The following is an 18,294-nucleotide window of genomic DNA, read 5'->3' as shown; positions in this document are numbered from 1 at the left end:
CGAAAAGACCTTTTTTCTCGACTCGTGCGACTCGGTGCGCGACAGTTCCCTTCGCCGGCGTCCTCGGACGTGACGGACGGTTTCCCGCGCGCCGAGAGTCAGACTGACGCGCCGATGGCGAAGACGAGCGACCTTATGCTCCGGTTCTGGGGCGTACGCGGCAGCATTGCCTGCCCTGCCTCCTGCAACATGCGCTACGGCGGGAACACGAGCTGTATCGAGATCCGGCGCGGCGACGACCTCCTGATCATCGACGGCGGCACCGGCCTGCGCGACCTCGGGCACCGGCTGATGGAGGAGGGGCGGCCGGATGTCGACGTCTTCTTCACCCACACCCATTGGGACCATGTCTGCGGCGTGCCGTTCTTCAAGCCGGCCTACGCCAAGGGCCGCAAGGTGCGTTTCTGGGCCGGCCATCTGAAACCGCAGAACAAATCGATCTATTCGGTGTTGTGCGAGACGATGATGGCGCCGCTGTTCCCGGTGCCGATCGGCGTCTTCCAGGACTGCGAGTATCACGATTTCGACTGCGGCACCCCGATGGAGCCCTTTCCGGGCATCAAGCTCAACACCTGCTGGCTCAACCACCCGAACCTCGCCTGCGGCTACCGCATCGATGTCGGGGACAAGAGCATCTGCATCATCACCGACACCGAGCACCGGCCGGAGGGGGTCGACCAGGTCATCGCCGATTTCGTTCGCGGCGCCGACATCATGGTGTATGACGCCATGTTCACGGATGAGGAGTATCCGAGATTTGTCGGCTGGGGCCATTCGACCTGGCAGGAGGCACTCAAGCTCGCCGATGCGGCGGATGTCGGCCGGGTCGTGCTGTTCCACCACGATCCCAATCACGATGACGCGTTCCTCGACCGGATCGCGGATGCTGCCGACCGTCGGCGTCCCGGGACGCTGGTCGCCCACGAAGGCATGACGTTGCACCCTTGAGTTCGAACACTGCTCCCCCCGATTTCGGCCGGCGCCTCCGGCGTTGGCGCCTCGGCCTCGCGACCCTGTTCGGCCGTCAGCCGAGGGGCTTCTTCATCCCCTGCAGCTATGCCGACGAGGTGCCGGACGAGATCCTGCCCTATGCCGGGCACGAGGCGCTGTTCCGCACCTCCGAGCCGGTGTTCCAGGCGGTGCTCGACGTCATCGAGTCCTATCGCGACGCGCTGCTCGCGATCGGCGCGACCGAGCGCGAGTCGCCGCCGCCGCAGCCGCGCTGGGACCAGGGCTGGTTCGCCCGGCTCGACGCCGCCGCGGCCTATGCCATGGTGCGGGCGCGGCAGCCGGCCCGGATCGTCGAGGTCGGCTCCGGCCACTCCACCCGCTTCATGATCCGGGCGGCGATCGACGGCGACCTGGCGCTGGAGTTCACGGCCATCGACCCGGCACCGCGGGCGGCGATCGGCGAACTCGGCATCACCCATCTCGAGCAGACCGTGCAGGAGGCGGGGACCGAGCCGTATCGGGACCTCGCCGAGGGCGACATCCTGTTCATCGATTCGAGCCACATCGCCATGCCCGGCACCGACGTGGACTTCCTGGTCAACCAGGTGCTGCCCTGCCTGCCGTCGGGCGTGCTGGTGCACATCCATGACATCTGCCTGCCGGACCCCTATCCGGAGGAATGGGGCTGGCGCGGCTACAACGAGCAGCAGGTGGTGGCGGCGCTGCTCACGGGCGGCGGCTTCAAGCCGGTCTTCGCGAGCCACTACGCGGCGACGCGGATGTCGGAGAAGGTGGCGGCCACGGTGGTCGGCCAGCTGCCGCTGCGCGACGGCACGCCCGAGACCAGCCTGTGGCTGGAGAAGACCGGGCAGCCCCTGGCATATCTCTAGGACGTCCTTTCTCCGTCAATGCGAGCGCAGCGAAGCAATCCAGGGCCGCACGAGCGGGACGATGGATTGCTTCGTCGGCTTCGCCTCCTCGCAATGACGGAGGAGGACATGCCTACCGGTACGGATCCGCGGCGTCGCGCAGGCCGTCGCCGAAGAACTGGAAGGCCAGCACCACGATGATCACCGGCACCACCGGCAGCAGCAGCCAGGGGTAGAGCGCGACGACATTGATGTTCTGCGCCTCGTTCAGCAGCACGCCCCAGCTGGTGACCGGCGGCCTGAGGCCGAGATTGAGGAAGCTCAGCGCCGTCTCGCCCAGGATCATGCCCGGAACGGTCAGGGTGGCCGAGGCGATCAGGTGGCTCATGAAGCTGGGCAGCAGATGGCGGAAGATGATCCGCGGCGGCCGCGCGCCCATCAGCTGGGCCGCGACGCAGAAATCCTCCTCGCGCAGGGCCAGGAGCTTCGACCGCACCGACCGCGCCAGGCCGGTCCATTCGACCAGGCCGAGGATGATGGTGATGCCCAGGAACACCAGGATTGGGCTCCAGGTCACGGGCAGCGCCGCCGACAGCGCCATCCACAGCGGCAGCTGCGGGAAGCTCTGGATCACCTCGATCAGCCGGTTGACGATGTTGTCGACCCAGCCGCCGTAATAGCCGGCGAGGCCGCCGATGACGATGCCGAGGACGAAGCTGACGGTGATGCCGAGCAGGCCGACGGTCAGCGAGATCCGGGCGCCGTAGAGGATGCGGCTGAGCATGTCGCGGCCCAGCCGGTCGGTGCCGAGCAGGAAGAAGGTGCCGTGCTGGGGTGGGCAGACCAGGTGCAGGTCGGCCTCGAACAGGCCCCAGAACCGATAGCCGTCGCCATGGCAGAAGAAGCGCAGCCTCTGTGGCTGCGACCGGTCCTCGGTGTAGACCCGCCGCATCGATTCCATGTCGAGGGAATACTGGTAGCCGTAGACGAAGGGCCCGACGAAACTTCCCTCGTGGAAGAACCGGACCTGCTGCGGCGGCGCGTAGATGTGGCCGGTGTGGCGGCTGTCCAGCCCGTAGGGAGCCAGGAATTCGCTGACCAGGATCGAGAGATAGGCCAGCAGCAGCACCAGCCCGGAGATCGCGGCCAGGCGGTGGCGCTTCAGCTTCCACCACATGATCCGCCACTGCGAGGCCAGGAACCAGCGCTCCTGCTGCGGCGTCAGCGGCGTTTCCTGATAGGGGTCCCAGGGCGCGGTGTTGACGTAGTGCTTCGGATCGCCGGCGGTGTCGCTCATTTCACGGCCCCTCCGGTCAGCCGGATCCGCGGATCGAGCGCCGCCAGCGCCAGGTCCGAGATCAGCGTGCCGATCACCGTCAGCACCGCCAGCCACAGCACGAAGGAGCCGGCGAGGTACATGTCCTGGCTCTGCAAGGCCGACAGCAAGAGCGGGCCCGCAGTCGGCAGGTTCAGCACCACCGAGACGATGGTGGCGCCGGAGATCAGATGCGGCAGGATGTTGCCGATGTCGGCGATGAACGGGTTCAGCGCCATCCGCAGCGGGTATTTCAGCAGTGCCCGCTGCCGCTTCATGCCCTTGGCCAGGGCGGTGACGTAGTACTGCTTCTGCAGCTCGTCCAGCAGGTTGGCCCGCAGCCGCCGGATCATCGCCGCGGTGCCGGCGGTGCCGATCACGATCACCGGCACCCAGAGATGGCCCAGCACCGAGGCGAACTTGGCCCAGCTCATCGGCTGGTCGAGATATTTCGGGTCCATCAGCCCGCCGATCGAGATGCCGAACCACTGGTTGGCGAGGTACAGCAGCACCAGCGCCAGGAGGAAGTTCGGCGTGGCCAGGCCGAGGAATCCCAGGAAGGTCAGCCCGTAATCGCCGAGGCTGTACTGGTGGGTGGCCGAATAGATCCCGATCGGGAACGACACCACCCAGATGAACAGCGTCGTGGCCAGGGTCAGGATGATGGTCAGGATCATGCGGTCGCCGACCACGGCCGTCACCGGCATCGAATATTCGAACGACCAGCCGAAATCGCCGCGCAGGCAGTTGCCCAGCCAGGCCAGGTACTGCAGCAGGAAGGGCTGGTCGAGCCCGTAGTTCTGGCGCAGGAATTGCAGCTGGTTGGGGTCGAGCGATTCGCCGCGGCTGCGCAGCTCGTTGACCATGGTGGTCAGGTAGTCGCCGGGCGGCAGCTGGATGATGGCGAAGCTGATGAAGCTGATCGCGAGCAGGGTCGGGATCATCACCAGGATGCGCCGGGCGATGTAGCTCAGCATGGCGTCGCCGCCCCCCGGGTCATGGCCGTCCTCGCCGTCATGGGTCCACCCAGAAGGTGTCGGGGCGGTAGATGCCGAAATGCGCCCCCGGGTCCCAGGACAGGATCCCCTTCTCGGGCACGTTGTGCAGCCGGTCCTTGACCACGATCGGGGCCAGCACGCCCTGGACGGTGCCGATCGAGGTCACCTGGTCGGCCTGGATCTTCACCATCTCCCGGACGACGGCGTCGCGGCGGGCCTTGTCGGCGGTGGTGTGCCATTCCTCGAACAGCGCCATCAGCGCCTCGGCGAAGGGCTCGTCCGGCTTCTCCCCGGCGGCGCCCCTGGTCTGCACATACTGGCCCCATTTCGGATATTGCAGCCAGTTCTGGTCGACCGGCGCCAGCCCTGACGGCACGGTGCTCGGCGTGACCAGGGCGTTCTCCATGCCGGTCCAGACCGACATCACCGTGTCGCCGGAGAAGATCCGCTGCAGGAACACGTCGCGCTGCGACTGGGTGGTGTAGAGCGCCACGCCGATCTTGGCCCAGCTGTCCCGGATCAGCTGCAGGATGTCGCCCTCGATGCTGCGCTCGCCGGTGCTCTCGACCACGATCTCGAGGCGCCGGCCGTTCGGCATCAGCCGGATGCCGTCGCCGTCGCGCTTGCCCAGCCCGGCCTCGTCGAGCAGGGCGTTGGCCTTGGCAAGATCGAACTGGGTCCATTCCGCCGCCAGGGCCGGGTCGTAATAGGACGATTCCGGTAGCACCGTGTTCTGGCTCGGCCGGGCCAGGCCGAAGAACACCACCTGGTTGATCTCGTCCCGGTTGATCGCGAGGGACAGGGCGCGGCGGAAGCGGACGTCGCGGTTCAGCGCCCGCCAGTCCTTGTCGTTGCAATTGAAATTCGGATAGAGCGCGACCTCGGAGCCGAGGGCGGTCGGCCACAGCCGCACCTCGTAGTGGCCTGCCTTCTGGCCGGCCTTGAGGAAGCTGATGTTGTCGAAGCGCAGGCCGCGCTGCTGCAGGTCGGCCTCGCCGGCGCCGGCCTTGGCCGGGATCAGCGATCCCTCGACCACGTTGACGACGACGCGGTCGAGATAGGGCAGCTGCCGGCCCTGGCTGTCGACCCGGTGGTAGTAGGGGTTGCGGACGAAGACGAAGCGCTCCGCCGGGGCCGGGGTGCTGTTGACCCAGGGCTCGAGCTGCGGCAGCTCCGGATTGGCCGCGTCGATCAGCTTGCCGCGCAGGTTGAACAGCGCCACCCAGTTCCGCATCCCGGCCTGCCGCACCATGGCGTCGAGCGCCTTGGGGTCGGCGTATTTCTTGTGGAACTGCTTCAGGTAATGCGCCGGCGCGAAGATGTAGAGCGGCGAGGGCCCTGCCAGCGCCGGCAGGAACTCCGGGTTCGGCTTCGACCAGGAGTAGCGGACCGTCAGCGGGTCGGGGAACTCGACCTTCGGCAGCTCGCCTTCAACCAGGAGGCGCGTGTCCGGGCCGTAGGGCGACAGTTCCTTGTCGAGTTCCATGTCCTCCCAGGCGAAGCGGAAATCCTCGCTGGTGAAGGGCTGGCCGTCGGACCATCGGTGGCCCGGCCGCAGATGCAGGGTGAAGACCTTCTCGCCGTCGACATCGACCGACTGCAGGAGGTCCGGATGCAGCTGGAAGTCGGGGCCGTAGCCGACCAGCCGGGCATAGCCGTAGGTGTTCATGATCCGGATGTCGCGGGCGCGGCCGATCATCCAGCTGATCTCGCCGCCCTGCGGGCCCGGCTGCTTGCCTTCCGCCGCCATGTCGACGACCGCCGGGGCCTCGGGCACCCGCTCTGCCACCGGCGGCAGCTTGCCGGCCGCCACGTCCTGCTCATACATCGGCGTCTCGACCAGCGCCGGGCCGGCGGCCGCGGGCAGGGCGAGGCCCAGCAGGATCGCAATCAGCCCGAGCCGCCGGATCATGACGCCAGCTCCAGCGCCGGCTCGTCCGTGGCGCGGACGAAATGGCCCTTGTCGATCTCGACCAGCCGGCCCGGCGTGTCGGGCCGCAGGGTGAAGGGCGCCGGCCAGGCTCCGGGGTCGGAGGCGCGGCCGCCCATCAGTGCCGCGAAGTCGAGCCGCCGCGCCGGGTCCGGGGCCGGCACCGCCGCCAGCAGCGCCTTGGTGTAGGGATGCACCGGCCGGGCGAAGAGCAGGGCGCGCGGCGCCAGCTCCACCACCCGGCCGCGGCACATCACCATGATCCGGTCGGCGATGTAGTCGACCACCGCCAGGTTGTGGCTGATGAACAGATAGGTCAGGCCCAGCCGGTCCTTGAGGTCCTTCAGCAGATTCAGGATCTGCGCCTGGATCGAGACGTCGAGCGCCGAGACCGGCTCGTCGCAGATCACCAGGTCGGGGCGCAGCGCCAGCGCGCGGGCGATGCCGATGCGCTGGCGCTGGCCACCGGAGAAGCTGTGCGGGTAGCGCTGCAGGTGGCGGATGTCGAGCCCGACCAGCCCCATCAGCTCCTTGGCGATCGCCTTGCGCTCGGCCGGCGTGCCGATGCCGTGGATGGTCAGGGGCTCGGTCAGGATGTCGAACACCGTCATCCGCGGGTTCAGCGAGCTGAACGGGTCCTGGAAGATGAACTGCATGCGCGGGCGGAAGGCCTTCAGCTCTTCGCCCTCCAGCCCCAGCACGTCGACCGGCTTGCCGTGGTCGTTGAAGCGGATGCGGCCGGCATCCGGGGTCAGCGCCCGCATCAGGATCTTCGACAGCGTGGTCTTGCCGCAGCCGGATTCGCCGACCAGGCCCAGGCACTCGCCCCGTCGGATGGTGAAGGAGACGTCGTCGACGGCCTTGATCTGCTCCTCGTGTCCGCCGCCGAACAGGCCGCTGTTGCGGATGGTGAAGGTCTTGGCGACGCCCTCGACCGTCAGCAGCGGGCCTGCCGCCTCGGCCGCCTCGGTCCAGGCGCGCTTGCGGGCGGCCAGCATATGGCCGTCGCCCTGGCGGATCTCGCGGATCGGCACCAGCCGCTCCGTCCCCATGTCGAAGCGCGGCACCGCCCGCAGCAGCGCCTTCAGATAGGGGTGGCCGGGGGTGGTGAAGATCGGGCCGATCGGGCCGGATTCCATCACCTCGCCGCGATACATCACCACCACCTCGTCGGCGATATTGGCGACGATGCCGAGGTCGTGGGTGATGATCATGATCGCCATCCCCAGCTCGGCCTGCAGGTCCAGCATCAGCTTCAGGATCTGGGCCTGGATGGTGACGTCGAGCGCGGTGGTCGGCTCGTCGGCGATCAGCAGGGCGGGGTGGCAGACCAGCGCCATGGCGATCATGGCGCGCTGGCGCAGCCCGCCCGACAGCTCGAACGGATAGGTGCGAAGCGCCCGGGCGGGGTTGGGGAAGCCGACCAGGCGCAGCATCTCGCGGGCCAGGTCGCGCGCCTCGGCCGGGCCGACCGGCTGGTGCAGCCGCACCGCCTCGATGATCTGGTTGCCGACCGTGTGCAGCGGCGACAGCGAGGTCATCGGCTCCTGGAAGATCATCGAGATCCGGCCGCCGCGGATGTCGCGGTATTCCGGACCTTCCACCGGCAGCTTCGCCAGATCGACGACGGTGCCCGGACGGTCCGGGTCGCCGAACAGGATCTTGCCCCCGGTGACGCGGCCGTTGCTGGGCAGGATGCCCATCACCGCCTGCGCCAGCACCGACTTGCCGGAGCCGCTCTCGCCGACCACGGCGACGGTCTTGCCGGCGGGCACCCGCAGCGACACGCCGCGCACCGCCTCGAGCGTGCCGCCGGGGACCGTAAAGCCGATGCGCAGATCGTGCAGGCGCAGGATGTCGGTCACCGCGGCCGGCCCCCGCCTGCTGTCGTCCGGTCTCTCGCCCCCGCGCCGGTCATTCCTCGGACCCGTCGCTGGCGGGGCGGACGCCCCAGCGCTCGGCCAGCCCGCCCTTGGGCGCGATCAGCCCGAGCGACATCAGGTTGGCCTGGCTCGAATCATCGATCGGCAGGCCCCTGGCGACCGCTGCGTCATGGGCCCGCGACGCGATCTCATCGAAGCCGCTGATGGTGGACTCGACCTTCAGCCGCCGGCCGCCGCCGCCAAGCTCGAGCTGCATCCAGCCGCGCTGGCGGTCCCGCCGGACCGAGAAGTAGCGCAGCCGGAAGCGGGACAGGTCGCGCCAGGCGATGCGGCCGCCGAAGGGCCCGTGCGCGACGATGCCCTGGTCGTCGGTCTCGATCACGCTGCGATGGCGCAGCCAGGTGCGGGCCAGGAAGGCCAGGAACACCAGCGCCGCGACGGCGAAGGCCACGGCGACGATCCAGTGCATCGGCAGCAGGATCAGCGGCAGCGCGGTCAGGGCCAGCCCCGCCGCGCCGCGCGCGTAGTCGCCCCCCAGCTCGGCCATGTCATAGCGGTGGGCGGTCATCGCCGGGCTCCGAACAGGCTGTCGGCATCCGGCCAGGCCGCCGCCGGGTGCCGGCTCAACAGGGAGAACAGGCCGTCGAGGAAGATCCATCCCTCGTCGTCATGGACCAGGTGATGCGTCAGGATCCCGGTCGGCTCCTCCGGATCGACGGCGCCGCTGCGGCGGTCGGCCAGGTGCCGCAGGATCGGCGCCAGCGCCCGGTCGACACCGGCGAAGCCGCGGCCGCCGCGCCAGTCGATGGGGTCGGCATGGGTGTTGATCTGAGCCGGGCCCGGCGCCGCGTCGCGCGCGCCGAAGCCGGACAGGACGGAGAGGCCGGCCTCGCCCAGCCGGGCGCGCAGCCGCGGGCCGATGCGGTTCCAGGGCGGCGCCAGCACCGGGCGGAAGCGGTCGCCGAACAGGGCCTGCAGCTTGTCGCGGCCGGCAGTCAGCTCGGCCAGCACGGCCTCGGCCGGCCGGTGGTCGCCCAGCTCGGCCGTCTTCTCGCCGGCCGGCGCGTGCGACCGGTGCGCCCAGCCGTGCTGGATCACCACCGCCGCCGTGCCGGTCAGGCGTTCGGCCAGCGCCGGCTCGGCCGCGGCGGGAATGACCGCCAGCGCGACCCAGCGTCCGTGCCGCGCGGCCAGGGCCAGCAGGCGGTCCAGCGCCGGGCCGGGCGCCACCGCGTCGTCGTCGCGCCACCAGAAGCCGGCGCGGCGGCCCAGCGCCGCCCACCGGTCCAACTCGGCCCGCAGCTCGGTCCAGGATTCGCCCGGGGGCGGCGGGGCAGGGGGCTCGAAGGGCGCGGGCATGGATCGGGATGGTCCGGACGAAAGCGGCACTATAGCCGCAGGCCGCGGCCGGGCGGCAAGCCCCGCATCCTCGAAACCCGGCTCGTCCATCCTCCTCACGCGGCGCTCCGGCTCGAAGCGGCGTCGCGCAGGATGGCCGCCGCGGTCCGGGCGCCGTCCAGGGCCAGCGCCGCGCGCGGCGGCGGGACGGCGGCCATGGCATCGTCCACCGCCCGGGCCAGACGCTGCGGCGTCAGCCCCGCCTCCGGCACCACGAGACAATGGCCGCGGGCGGCCAAAAGCTCCGCCCGCCGGGTCTGCTCCGTCTCGCCGGCGGCGGCGAAGGGCACGAAGACGGCGCGGCAGCCGGCCCGCACCACATCCATCACCGTGTTGTAGCCGGCCTGGCTGATCGACAGGCGGCAGCGCGACAAGAGGCTCGGGAAGTCCGGCCGCGCCGGCTCCACCACCACGCCCTCCGGCGCCGCGGCGGTCAGCGCGGCGACGGTGCCGGCGGGCAGGTCGGGCCCGGCCAGCAGGCGCCAGCGCACCCCACTCTGGCCCGATAGTGGGCGGGCGGCGAGGGCGGTGCGCAGCAGCTCGGCGCCGACCGCGCCGCCGCCGACCGAGACAATCACCTCGTCGACGCCGTCGCCCGGCGGCGCCTCGCGCGCCGAGGGCGCGCCGACATAGCCGGTGTAGCGGATCAGCCGGGCGACCCGCGGCGCCGGCCGGAAGCTGGCCTCGAACGGGATCACCGCCGGGTCGCCATGCACCAGCACCAGGTCGAACAGGGCGAGCGCCGTGTCGGCCATGGCCTCGACCTTGGCGGGGTCCTTCTTGTCCACCAGGATGTCGCGGACCGAGCAGGCGATCAGCGGCCGGGGCGCGGCGCGGCGCGCGATCTCCAGCATCGGCACCAGCTCGAAGGCGAAGGCGCGGCGGCCGAAGGGGAAGGTCTCGACCAGCACGATGTCGGGTTTCGTCCGGGCCAGCAGCGCCAGCAGCTCGGCGGCGCGGCGCTTCTTCCAGCCGCTGTCGATCGGCCGGTCTTCGGCGTCCAGCAGGGTGCGGAAGCCGGTGTCGGCCGACCGCACCGGCGGCAGCGGCACCACCTCGGCGCCGCCCCAGTCGGTGCCGGGCACGGAAAAGCCGCCCTGGGCCACGGTCACGGCGAAGCCCGCCTCGGCCAGGGCGCGGGTGATCGCCGCCGCCCGCCGGACATGGCCGATGCCCAGCAGGTGCTGAACGTGAAACAGGACCTTCATGCCGCCACAGAAATGTTCAGCCGCTCGATCACCGGCGCCCCCGTATCGTCCAGCCGGAACAGGTGTGCGCAGCCCCACTGCAGCCCGTCCGGCGCGTCGCCGATCATGGTCCAATCGGCGGCCAAGGCATAGAGCGCCAGGATGACGCCGCGATGACAGACGGCCACGGTGTCGCGCTTCGCGACGGCAAGCCGCAGCAGCAGCGGCGCCAGCCGGGCTTGCAGCTCGCGGTAGGACTCACCGCCCGGGGCCCGGAAGTCCCGGCCCAGCGCCTCGCGCCGGGCCAGCTCCGCCGGGTCGATCCTGGTCTTGTCGGACAGGCGCAGCCCCTCCCATTCGCCCCAGTGCAGCTCGGTCAGCGCCGGCTCCGGTACCGGGTCGAGGCCGAGCAGCCGCGCCGTCTCCAGGGCGCGGGAGAGGGGGCTGGCCAGCGCCTGCCAGCCGGCCGTCCCCTCCGGCAGGCGCCACTGCGCCGCCGCCGCGCGCCCAGCCTCGGACAGCGGGATGTCGGCCCGGCCCTGGATCCGGCGCTCGACGTTCCAGCCCGTCGGCGCGTGGCGCAGGACGAGGAGGCGGGTCATGCGGTCAAGGCTCTCGGACGCTGACGGGCTGCTTGGCCGCAGTCTTGATCAGCTTGCGATCGAACGTCAGAAAAGCGTCGCAGTGACTCGCTTTGCCGAGATGCAGCGCGTCGGCGAAATCCATGCCCTCAGCCATCCGGTCCAGCGCCTGTGCCACGAGAGCCGGTTCCTCAAGCGTGACGCCGGGTAGTCCGGCAAGTCTCCGCAGCGCGTCGGCGACTTGGTCCGGCGCGAAGCCATAGGCGCTGCGCAGCACCCATTCGCTCTCCAGCATGACTGTCGTGGCGATGGTGATGTCGCCGGCCTCGAAGGCCGCTCGTGCTCGTTCGGCCTGGCGCTTGTCGTCGGCCACCAGGAAACGGACGAGGACGTTGGTGTCAATCGCGCGCACGGCGCTTGGCCTCGGCGGCAATCGCGGCGGCCATGTCCTCCAGCGACCGTGTCGGCCCGGCATAGGCGAGGCATCCGAACACCTCGCCGATGCCGGTTTCGGCAAAGAGTGGTGCGGGCTTCAGGACGACGCCTTCGGGCGTGTCTTCGACCGTCAGTCGCGTGCCGGCGGACCAGTGTCGCCGATCGCGGATCGCCTTGGGCAGGATGACCTGTCCCTTGGTCGAGACGACCGTTGTCTGCCGTTCCGATCCGGAAGCCATGGCGCACACCCCTAGGTAAGACGACGGTAAGATATGGCTCTGCCCCTCGGTCTGCAAGGACAGTTCCCCTCCTATTTGTGGTGCCGGCGATCATCGCCCCCCGGCCACCTCCGCCAGGGTGCGGTCGAGGATCGCGGCGGCGGCGGCGATGTCGTGCCGGGCCAGGACATTGGCGCGGGCGGCCTCGCCCATCGCCCGGCGCCGGGCCGGGTCGTCCAGCAGGGCCGCGACCGCGGCGGCGAAGCCGGCCTCGTCGCCGACCGGGGCCAGCAGGCCGGTCTCGCCATGGCGCAGGATCCCGGCAACGCCGCCGGCCGCCCCGACCACCGCCGGCAGGCCGGCCGCCTGGGCCTCCAGCAGCGCCATGCCGAAGGCCTCGTTTACCGCCGGCCAGACGAAGAGATCGGCCTGCGCCAGTACCTCGGGCATCGATTCGGACGGCAGCGCGCCGCGGAACGAGGTCCGGGCCGGGTCGTAGAGCGGCTCGATCCGGGGCCGGGCCGGGCCGTCGCCGACCACGGTCAGGCTCCAGGGCCGGTCCGCGAGGCGCCGCAGGGCCGCCGCCAGCAGGGCGTAGGACCGCTCCTTGTCGCCCTCCCGCATCATGCCGACGGCAAGGAGCCGCGGTGGGTCGGCCGGCCGGCGGGCGAGGGCGGTGAAGGGGGCTGCGTCGAGGAAGGGCGGCAGGCGAATGATGCGGTTCGCCGGCACGAGGGCGGCGAGGCCGGCCGCGTCCTTGTCGCTGAAGGTGACCAGCGCCGCGGCCCGGCGGATCGCCGCGGCGGCGGCGCGGTGCCCGACGGCCCAGCGCCCCTCGGCCTGGCGCGGCGTGTGCGAGGCCTCGGCGGCGACATAGGGGATGCCCAGCGCCGCGGCCACCGGCGGCCCCAGCCAGTCCGGCGCCTTGTGGTAGAGATGGTAGGTGAACCAGAGGTCGGGCCGGTCGGCACGGGCCGCCCGCCAGCGCCGGATCAGCCGCTCGGCGATACGGGCGCCCAGCGCCTGGATCCGCGCCGGCCGCGCCGGGTCCAGCCCCGGATCCCAGCTGCGCAGCCGGCTGGCGACATGCACCTCGTGGCTGCTGCGTCGCAGCGCCTCGATCAGCAGCCGCGCCATGCGGCGGTCGCCGGAGGGCACCGGATGGCCCGGCGGCTTCATCGGCGCGTAGAAGGCGACCTTCATCCCGGGGCTGGCAGGCCGAAGCGGCGGGCCAGCTTGGCCAGGCCGACGGCGAAGCCGAAGTCGCGCCGCACCCGCGCCGCGCCGGCCGCGCCCAGCTTGGCGCGCCGGGCCGGATCCATGATCAGCCCGGCCAGGGCGTCGGCGGCCGCCGGCACATTGTCCGGCGGCACCAGCACCCCGGTCTCGCCGTCCAGGATCAGCTCCGGGACCGCCGAGACGGAGGTGGCGAGACAGCACAGGCCGGTGGCCTGCGCCTCCATCAGCACGTTGGGCAGCCCGTCACGGTCGCCATCCGCGGCGATCCGCGCGGTCAGCACGAACAGGTCGGACTCGAGCAGCGCCGCCAGCACGGCGTCCTGGGTCAGGGCGCCACGCCACTCGATCCGGTCGGCGAGGCCGAGCCGCAGCGCCTGGGCCCGCAGGTCGGGCAGCAGCGCGCCGCCGCCGATATGGGTCCAGTGCCAGGCCAGGTTCGGCGGCAGCGCCGCGAAGGCGTCGAGCAGCCGGTCGAAGCCCTTCTTCTCCACGGCGCGGCCGACCGAGATCAGCCGCACCGGGTCGGCCGGGTCGCGGCCGTCGCGGCGCGGCCGGGCGATCGGGTCGGGAAAGCGGCCGAAGTCGAGGCCGTGATGCACCAGCGACACCCGCGCCGGCTCCGGCGCCAGCCCGGCCAGATGGGCGTGGTTGACCGCGGTGCAGGTGGCGGCCCAGCGCGCCTCGGCCAGCTTCTCGCGCAGCTCCCACTCCGGCGTCGTCCAGATGTCCTTGGCGTGGGCCGAGACGCTCCAGGGCAGGCCGCGGATCAGCGCGGCGTAGCGGCCGACCGAGGCCGGGGTGTGCAGATAATGGACGTAGATCCAGGTTGTTTCCGGCGGCAACTCGCGCGCCAGCACGCAGGCCTGGCCGAAGCGGCGCCAGCGGTTCGGCGTCGGGTCGCGCCGGAAGTCGCGGCGGAAGGCGGCATAGGCGGCGGCGTAGCCGGGCTGGCGCCGGGCCCAGTCGCGCGCCGCCTCGACCCGCGCCTGCTCCTGGTACAGATACTCCGGCAGGTACAGCACCGGCGCCGTGATCCGGCGGTTCAGCTCGTGCACCTGGGTGTCGGTCGGGTGGCGCAGCGAGACGATGAGCTGGCGCTGGCCGAGCTGCTGCAGGCCCAGGATCTCCTGCGCGATGAAGGTCTCCGACAGCCGCGGATAGCCCTTGACCACGATGGCGGTCAGGCCGGCACCCGGCACGCTCTGCACTCGCTCGGTCATGTCCTGCTCAAGCCGTGGCGCGGATCGAGGCGGGCGGGTCGATGGCGTCCATCGCGAGCCGGTCGACGGCGTCGAGCCCGTCCAGCATGCCGGGCAGGAAGCGGGTCGAGGGCAGCGGCTGGCCGGGCAGGGCCCGCAGTGCGCGCACCATCACCTCCGTCTCGCCCGGCCCATCCTGGTCGAGCATGCTGACGAGGCCCAGCTCGGCGGCGCGGGAGGCGCGGATGTGCTGCTCCAGCCGCGGCCGCACCCGGGGCACCAGCAGAGCCCGCTTGTCGAAGGACAGGATCTCGCAGAAGGTGTTGTAGCCGCCCATGGCGACGACGCCGGCGGCGCGGACCATCAGGTTCTCGATCCGCGCATCGAAGGTGATGACCTCGACGTCGTCAAGGCGCGCGGCGCGGGCCATGAACTCGGCCTGGCGCTCGCGCTGCATGAAGGGGCCCAGCACGATCAGCGCGGCGCAGGGCATGGCCCGGTCCGCCTCATAGGCCCGCAGCACCCAGTCGACCAGGTCCTCGCCGTCGCCGCCGCCGCCCGGCGTGACCAGGATGTAGGGATCGCGCAGCGGCACCGCGTCGGCCGGCACGTTGGTCGGCGCCCGCCGGCGCAGATAGCCGGTATAGGTCATGCGGGCGCGCACCGAATCCGGCAGCTCGATATCGGCCAGCGGGTCGCAGATCTCCGGCAGGCCGTAGATCCAGAGCTGGTCGTAGAGATGCTCCAGCGCCGGGACGACGTTCTTGCGCTCCCATTCCGGGGCCAGCAGCGCCGGCTCGTCCATCACGTCGCGCAGGCCCAGCACGGTGCGGGTGCCGCGGTCGCGCAGCATCTCCAGCGTCTGCTTGACCTCGCCGCGCAGGCCCAGCGGCTCCTTGTCGACGATGAACAGGTCGGGATCGAAGATCGCCGCCGTGTGCTCGATAATCGAGGCGCGCATGGCCAGCGTCTCCTCGATGTCGATGTGCAGCGACAGCGAGGTGTAGTCGCCGTTGCGCAGCTTGATCACGCCGGGGATGCGAACGAAGTCGACCCGGCTGCGGAAATCGAAGCTGCCGATGATCGGCGAGCCGGACAGGATCATCACCGACAGGTCGCTGTGCCGCGCCACCAGCGCATGGGCGATGGTGCGGCAGCGGCGCAGATGGCCGAGGCCGAAGCTGTCGTGGCTGTAGATCAGGATGCGGGCCTGAGCGGTGCGCTTCGCCATGCAGCCTTGTCGCCTGGGGACCCGGGACGGGCGGACATGGGCGACGCCTGCCGCCCGGCGCGCTTTTAGCACGAAGGCTTCGGACCCGTCACCCGCACCCTTTATCCCACCGTCGTGACCGCCGTCACATGCTTTGCGCCGTGCAAAGTTCACGCTATGGTCCTGCCCGTGCCCGGCGAGGCTGGACCTGGATCGCGATGGATTCCAACATCTTCAAGTTCATCTTGCGGCACAGCAGCCGCGAGCAGGTCTACATCCTTATCGTCACGTTGATCTCCTTTCCTTTTGTCTATTATTCGCTGGATCTGCCGAAGCAGATCGTCAACGGCGCGATTGACGATAAGGCAGCGGGGGATTTCCCCAAGACGATCCTCGGCTTCCAGTTCGACCGGATCGAATACCTGCTGCTGCTGTCGTTCCTGTTCCTGGCGCTGGTGTTCATCAACGGCGGGTTCAAGCTCTACATCAACATCTACAAGGGCAAGCTGGGCGAGCGCATGCTGCGCCGGCTGCGCTACGAGCTGTACTGCCGCATCCTGCGTTTCCCGCTGCCGCATTTCCGCAAGACCTCGCAGGGCGAGATGATCCCGATGATCACCTCCGAGGTCGAGCCGCTGGGCGGCTTCATCGGCGACGCCTTCGTCCAGCCGATCTGGTCGGCGGGGACGCTGCTGGTCTACATCTACTTCATCTTCGTCCAGGACCCGATCCTGGGGGCGGCGGCGGTGTCGCTGTACCCGTTGCAGGGCTGGCTGATCCCGAAGCTGCAGAAGCGGGTGAACCAGCTGGGCAAGGAGCGGGTGCGCACCGTGCGCAAGCTGGCCGACCGCATCGGCGAATCCGTCTCCGGCATCACCGACATGCATGCCAACGACGCCACCGCCGTACATCTGGCGGATTTCTCCGACCGGCTGGGGACGATCTACGACATCCGGTTCGAGATCTACAATCGCAAGTTCTTCATCAAGTTCCTGAACAACTTCATCAACCAGCTGACGCCGTTCTTCTTCTATTCGATCGGCGGCTGGCTGGTGATCCGCGGCGACATCCAGCTCGGCGCCCTGGTCGCGGTGCTGGCCGCCTACAAGGACCTGGCGGCGCCATGGAAGGACCTGCTCGACTACTACCAGACCCAGGCCGATACCCGGATCAAGTACGAGCAGGTGGTGGAGCAGTTCCAGCCGCCCGAGCTGCTGCCGATCGAGCGTATCACCGGCGATGAGGTGATCGACGGCCCGCTGCCGAAGGAGCTCAGCTTCTCCGCCGTCTCGCTGGTCGACGACAGCGGCATGACGGTGATCGAGGGGCTGACCGCCACCTTCCCGACCGACGGCCATGTCGCCGTGGTCGGCGCCGGGGTCGGCAAGGACGAGCTGATGCTGATGATGGCGCGGCTGATCTCGCCGACCAGCGGCAAGATCCGGCTCGGCGACCACGATTACGACAGCCTGAGCGAGGCGGTGATCGGCCGCCGCATCGGCTATGTCGGCGCGCACAGCTACATGTTCACCGGCACGCTGCGCCAGAACCTGTATTACGGCCTGTCGCACCGGCCGCTGCGCGAGGCGCAGTATGCCGACGACGCGGCGAAGCGCCGCCGGGCCCGGCGGGAGGTGGAGGCGAAGGCGGCCGGCAACACCGATTTCGACATCAATGCCGACTGGATCGACTACCAGGCGGCGGGGGTGGACGGGCCGGAGGCGCTGCAGGACCGGGCGCTGGAGATCCTGCAGGCGATCGACATGGAGCAGGACGTCTACCGCATCGGCCTGAACGGCACGATCGACCCGGACAAGGCGCCGGAGATCGCCGACCGGGTGCTGGCGGCGCGCGTGTCGGTGCGCAAGACCCTGGCCGAGACCGATCTCGGGGACCTGGTCGAGCTGTACGATGCGGACCGCTTCAACACCTCCGCCTCGGTGGCCGAGAACCTGCTGTTCGGCACCCCGGTCGGCCCGGTCTTCGCCTATGACGCGCTGGCCGAGAACGAGTATGTGCTGTCGGTGCTGCAGCGCACCCGCCTGATGGAGGACTTCATCCAGGTCGGCGCCCAGATGGCCGAGACCATGGTCGAGCTGTTCGCCGACCTGCCGCCCGGCCACGAGTTCTTCGAGCAGTTCAGCTTCATCGGCTCCGAGGACCTGCCCGAATTCCAGCCGATCGTGCTGCGGGCGAAGAAGGAGGGGACGGCGGCGCTGCGGCCGGCCGACCGCACCCGCCTGCTGTCGCTTCCATTCAAGCTGGTGCCGTCCCGCCACCGCCTGGGCGTGTTCGAGGCCGACATGCAGCAGCGGCTGCTCGAGGCCCGCAAGGTGTTCGCCGCCGAGCTGCCAACGCATCTTCGCCCGTACATCGAGTTCTTCGACGCCGAGCGGTTCAACGAGGCGGCGTCGCTGCAGGACAACATCCTGTTCGGCAAGATCCGCTACGGCCGGCCGGATGCGGCGGAGCGGGTGCAGACCCTGATCCAGACCGTGGTCGACGAGGTCGATCTGCGCGACAGCGTGATCGCGGTCGGGCTCGACTTCTCGGTCGGCGTCGCCGGCAGCCGTCTGTCCGCGGTGCAGCGGCAGAAGGTGGGGCTGGGCCGGGCGCTCCTGAAGAACACCGACCTGCTGCTGCTGAACGAGGCGACCTCGACCCTCGACGGGGTGGCGCAGGGCCGGGTGCACCGCGCCATCCGCGAGCTGCGCAACGGCCGCGGCTTGATCTGGGGCGTGCATCGGCCCAGCATGGCCCGGGAGTTCGCCGACATCGTCGTGGTGCGGCACGGCCGGATCGTCGAACGCGGCGATTTCCAATCGCTCAACCGCCAAGGCAGCGCGCTGCACGAATTGCTGGAAGCGGAGTAGAATGCAAA

16 protein-coding genes are annotated in these 18,294 nt (G+C 70.2%); 3 read left to right on the top strand and 13 right to left on the bottom strand.

Annotated features, from left to right (window positions below; all coding sequences use genetic code 11):
* The first annotated feature begins 114 nt into the window (after positions 1–114).
* Together KXR53_RS06615 and KXR53_RS06610 are read left to right on the top strand one after the other, a co-directional pair.
* On the top strand, positions 115–948 hold the full coding sequence (locus KXR53_RS06615; protein WP_437374307.1) for an MBL fold metallo-hydrolase: 834 nt from the start codon (positions 115–117) through the stop codon (positions 946–948).
* The gene (locus tag KXR53_RS06610) at positions 945–1,841 is read left to right on the top strand and encodes a class I SAM-dependent methyltransferase (RefSeq protein WP_437374306.1); all 897 of its coding nucleotides are present in this window, start codon (positions 945–947) and stop codon (positions 1,839–1,841) included. The genes KXR53_RS06615 and KXR53_RS06610 overlap by 4 nt, the downstream gene beginning before the upstream one ends.
* A gap of 112 nt (positions 1,842–1,953) precedes the next feature.
* Here KXR53_RS06610 and KXR53_RS06605 read toward each other — a convergent pair whose 3' ends face one another.
* From KXR53_RS06605 to KXR53_RS06545, 13 genes are all read right to left on the bottom strand, one after another.
* A complete protein-coding gene (locus tag KXR53_RS06605) occupies positions 1,954–3,117 on the bottom strand; it encodes an ABC transporter permease (protein WP_437374305.1) in 1,164 nt (387 codons plus the stop codon).
* Complete coding sequence (locus tag KXR53_RS06600) at positions 3,114–4,112, bottom strand: ABC transporter permease (protein WP_437374304.1); 999 nt, start codon at positions 4,110–4,112, stop codon at positions 3,114–3,116. Before KXR53_RS06600 ends, KXR53_RS06605 begins: the two co-directional genes overlap by 4 nt.
* 37 nt (positions 4,113–4,149) lie before the next feature.
* Positions 4,150–6,045 carry an ABC transporter substrate-binding protein gene (locus KXR53_RS06595; RefSeq protein WP_437374303.1) on the bottom strand — a complete coding sequence of 632 codons (1,896 nt, stop codon included), beginning with the start codon at positions 6,043–6,045 and terminating at the stop codon, positions 4,150–4,152.
* Positions 6,042–7,928, bottom strand: coding sequence for an ABC transporter ATP-binding protein (locus KXR53_RS06590; RefSeq protein ID WP_437374302.1), 1,887 nt, complete (start codon positions 7,926–7,928; stop codon positions 6,042–6,044). The genes KXR53_RS06595 and KXR53_RS06590 overlap by 4 nt, the downstream gene beginning before the upstream one ends.
* 49 nt (positions 7,929–7,977) lie before the next feature.
* On the bottom strand, positions 7,978–8,514 hold the full coding sequence (locus KXR53_RS06585; RefSeq protein WP_437374301.1) for a hypothetical protein: 537 nt from the start codon (positions 8,512–8,514) through the stop codon (positions 7,978–7,980).
* The gene (locus KXR53_RS06580) at positions 8,511–9,305 is read right to left on the bottom strand and encodes a polysaccharide deacetylase family protein (protein ID WP_437374300.1); all 795 of its coding nucleotides are present in this window, start codon (positions 9,303–9,305) and stop codon (positions 8,511–8,513) included. The genes KXR53_RS06585 and KXR53_RS06580 overlap by 4 nt, the downstream gene beginning before the upstream one ends.
* A 95-nt stretch (positions 9,306–9,400) precedes the next feature.
* Entirely contained in the window at positions 9,401–10,552 is a 1,152-nt protein-coding gene (locus KXR53_RS06575) for a glycosyltransferase family protein (protein WP_437374299.1), read from the bottom strand.
* Positions 10,549–11,133 carry a histidine phosphatase family protein gene (locus KXR53_RS06570; protein ID WP_437374298.1) on the bottom strand — a complete coding sequence of 195 codons (585 nt, stop codon included), beginning with the start codon at positions 11,131–11,133 and terminating at the stop codon, positions 10,549–10,551. The genes KXR53_RS06575 and KXR53_RS06570 overlap by 4 nt, the downstream gene beginning before the upstream one ends.
* Before the next feature lie 4 nt (positions 11,134–11,137).
* Positions 11,138–11,524, bottom strand: coding sequence for a type II toxin-antitoxin system VapC family toxin (locus KXR53_RS06565; protein WP_437374297.1), 387 nt, complete (start codon positions 11,522–11,524; stop codon positions 11,138–11,140).
* Complete coding sequence (locus KXR53_RS06560) at positions 11,511–11,786, bottom strand: AbrB/MazE/SpoVT family DNA-binding domain-containing protein (protein ID WP_437374296.1); 276 nt, start codon at positions 11,784–11,786, stop codon at positions 11,511–11,513. Before KXR53_RS06560 ends, KXR53_RS06565 begins: the two co-directional genes overlap by 14 nt.
* 90 nt (positions 11,787–11,876) lie before the next feature.
* Complete coding sequence (locus KXR53_RS06555) at positions 11,877–12,968, bottom strand: glycosyltransferase family 4 protein (protein WP_437374295.1); 1,092 nt, start codon at positions 12,966–12,968, stop codon at positions 11,877–11,879.
* A complete protein-coding gene (locus tag KXR53_RS06550) occupies positions 12,965–14,224 on the bottom strand; it encodes a glycosyltransferase family 4 protein (RefSeq protein ID WP_437374294.1) in 1,260 nt (419 codons plus the stop codon). Before KXR53_RS06550 ends, KXR53_RS06555 begins: the two co-directional genes overlap by 4 nt.
* Positions 14,225–14,231: 7 nt before the next feature.
* Positions 14,232–15,434: a glycosyltransferase family protein gene (locus KXR53_RS06545; protein WP_437374293.1), complete on the bottom strand. Its 1,203-nt coding sequence runs from the start codon at positions 15,432–15,434 to the stop codon at positions 14,232–14,234.
* A 197-nt stretch (positions 15,435–15,631) separates the two neighbouring features.
* On the opposite strand from KXR53_RS06545, the gene KXR53_RS06540 reads away from it, so the two are divergent.
* A complete protein-coding gene (locus tag KXR53_RS06540; protein ID WP_437374292.1) occupies positions 15,632–18,286 on the top strand; it encodes an ABC transporter transmembrane domain-containing protein in 2,655 nt (884 codons plus the stop codon).
* Positions 18,287–18,294 lie beyond the last annotated feature (8 nt).

The organism is Inquilinus limosus (genome assembly GCF_051487185.1).
Lineage (GTDB): Bacteria > Pseudomonadota > Alphaproteobacteria > DSM-16000 > Inquilinaceae > Inquilinus > Inquilinus limosus_F.
The sequence above is the reverse complement of the archived record's forward strand: the minus strand, read 5'-3'. Positions and strand labels throughout refer to the sequence as shown.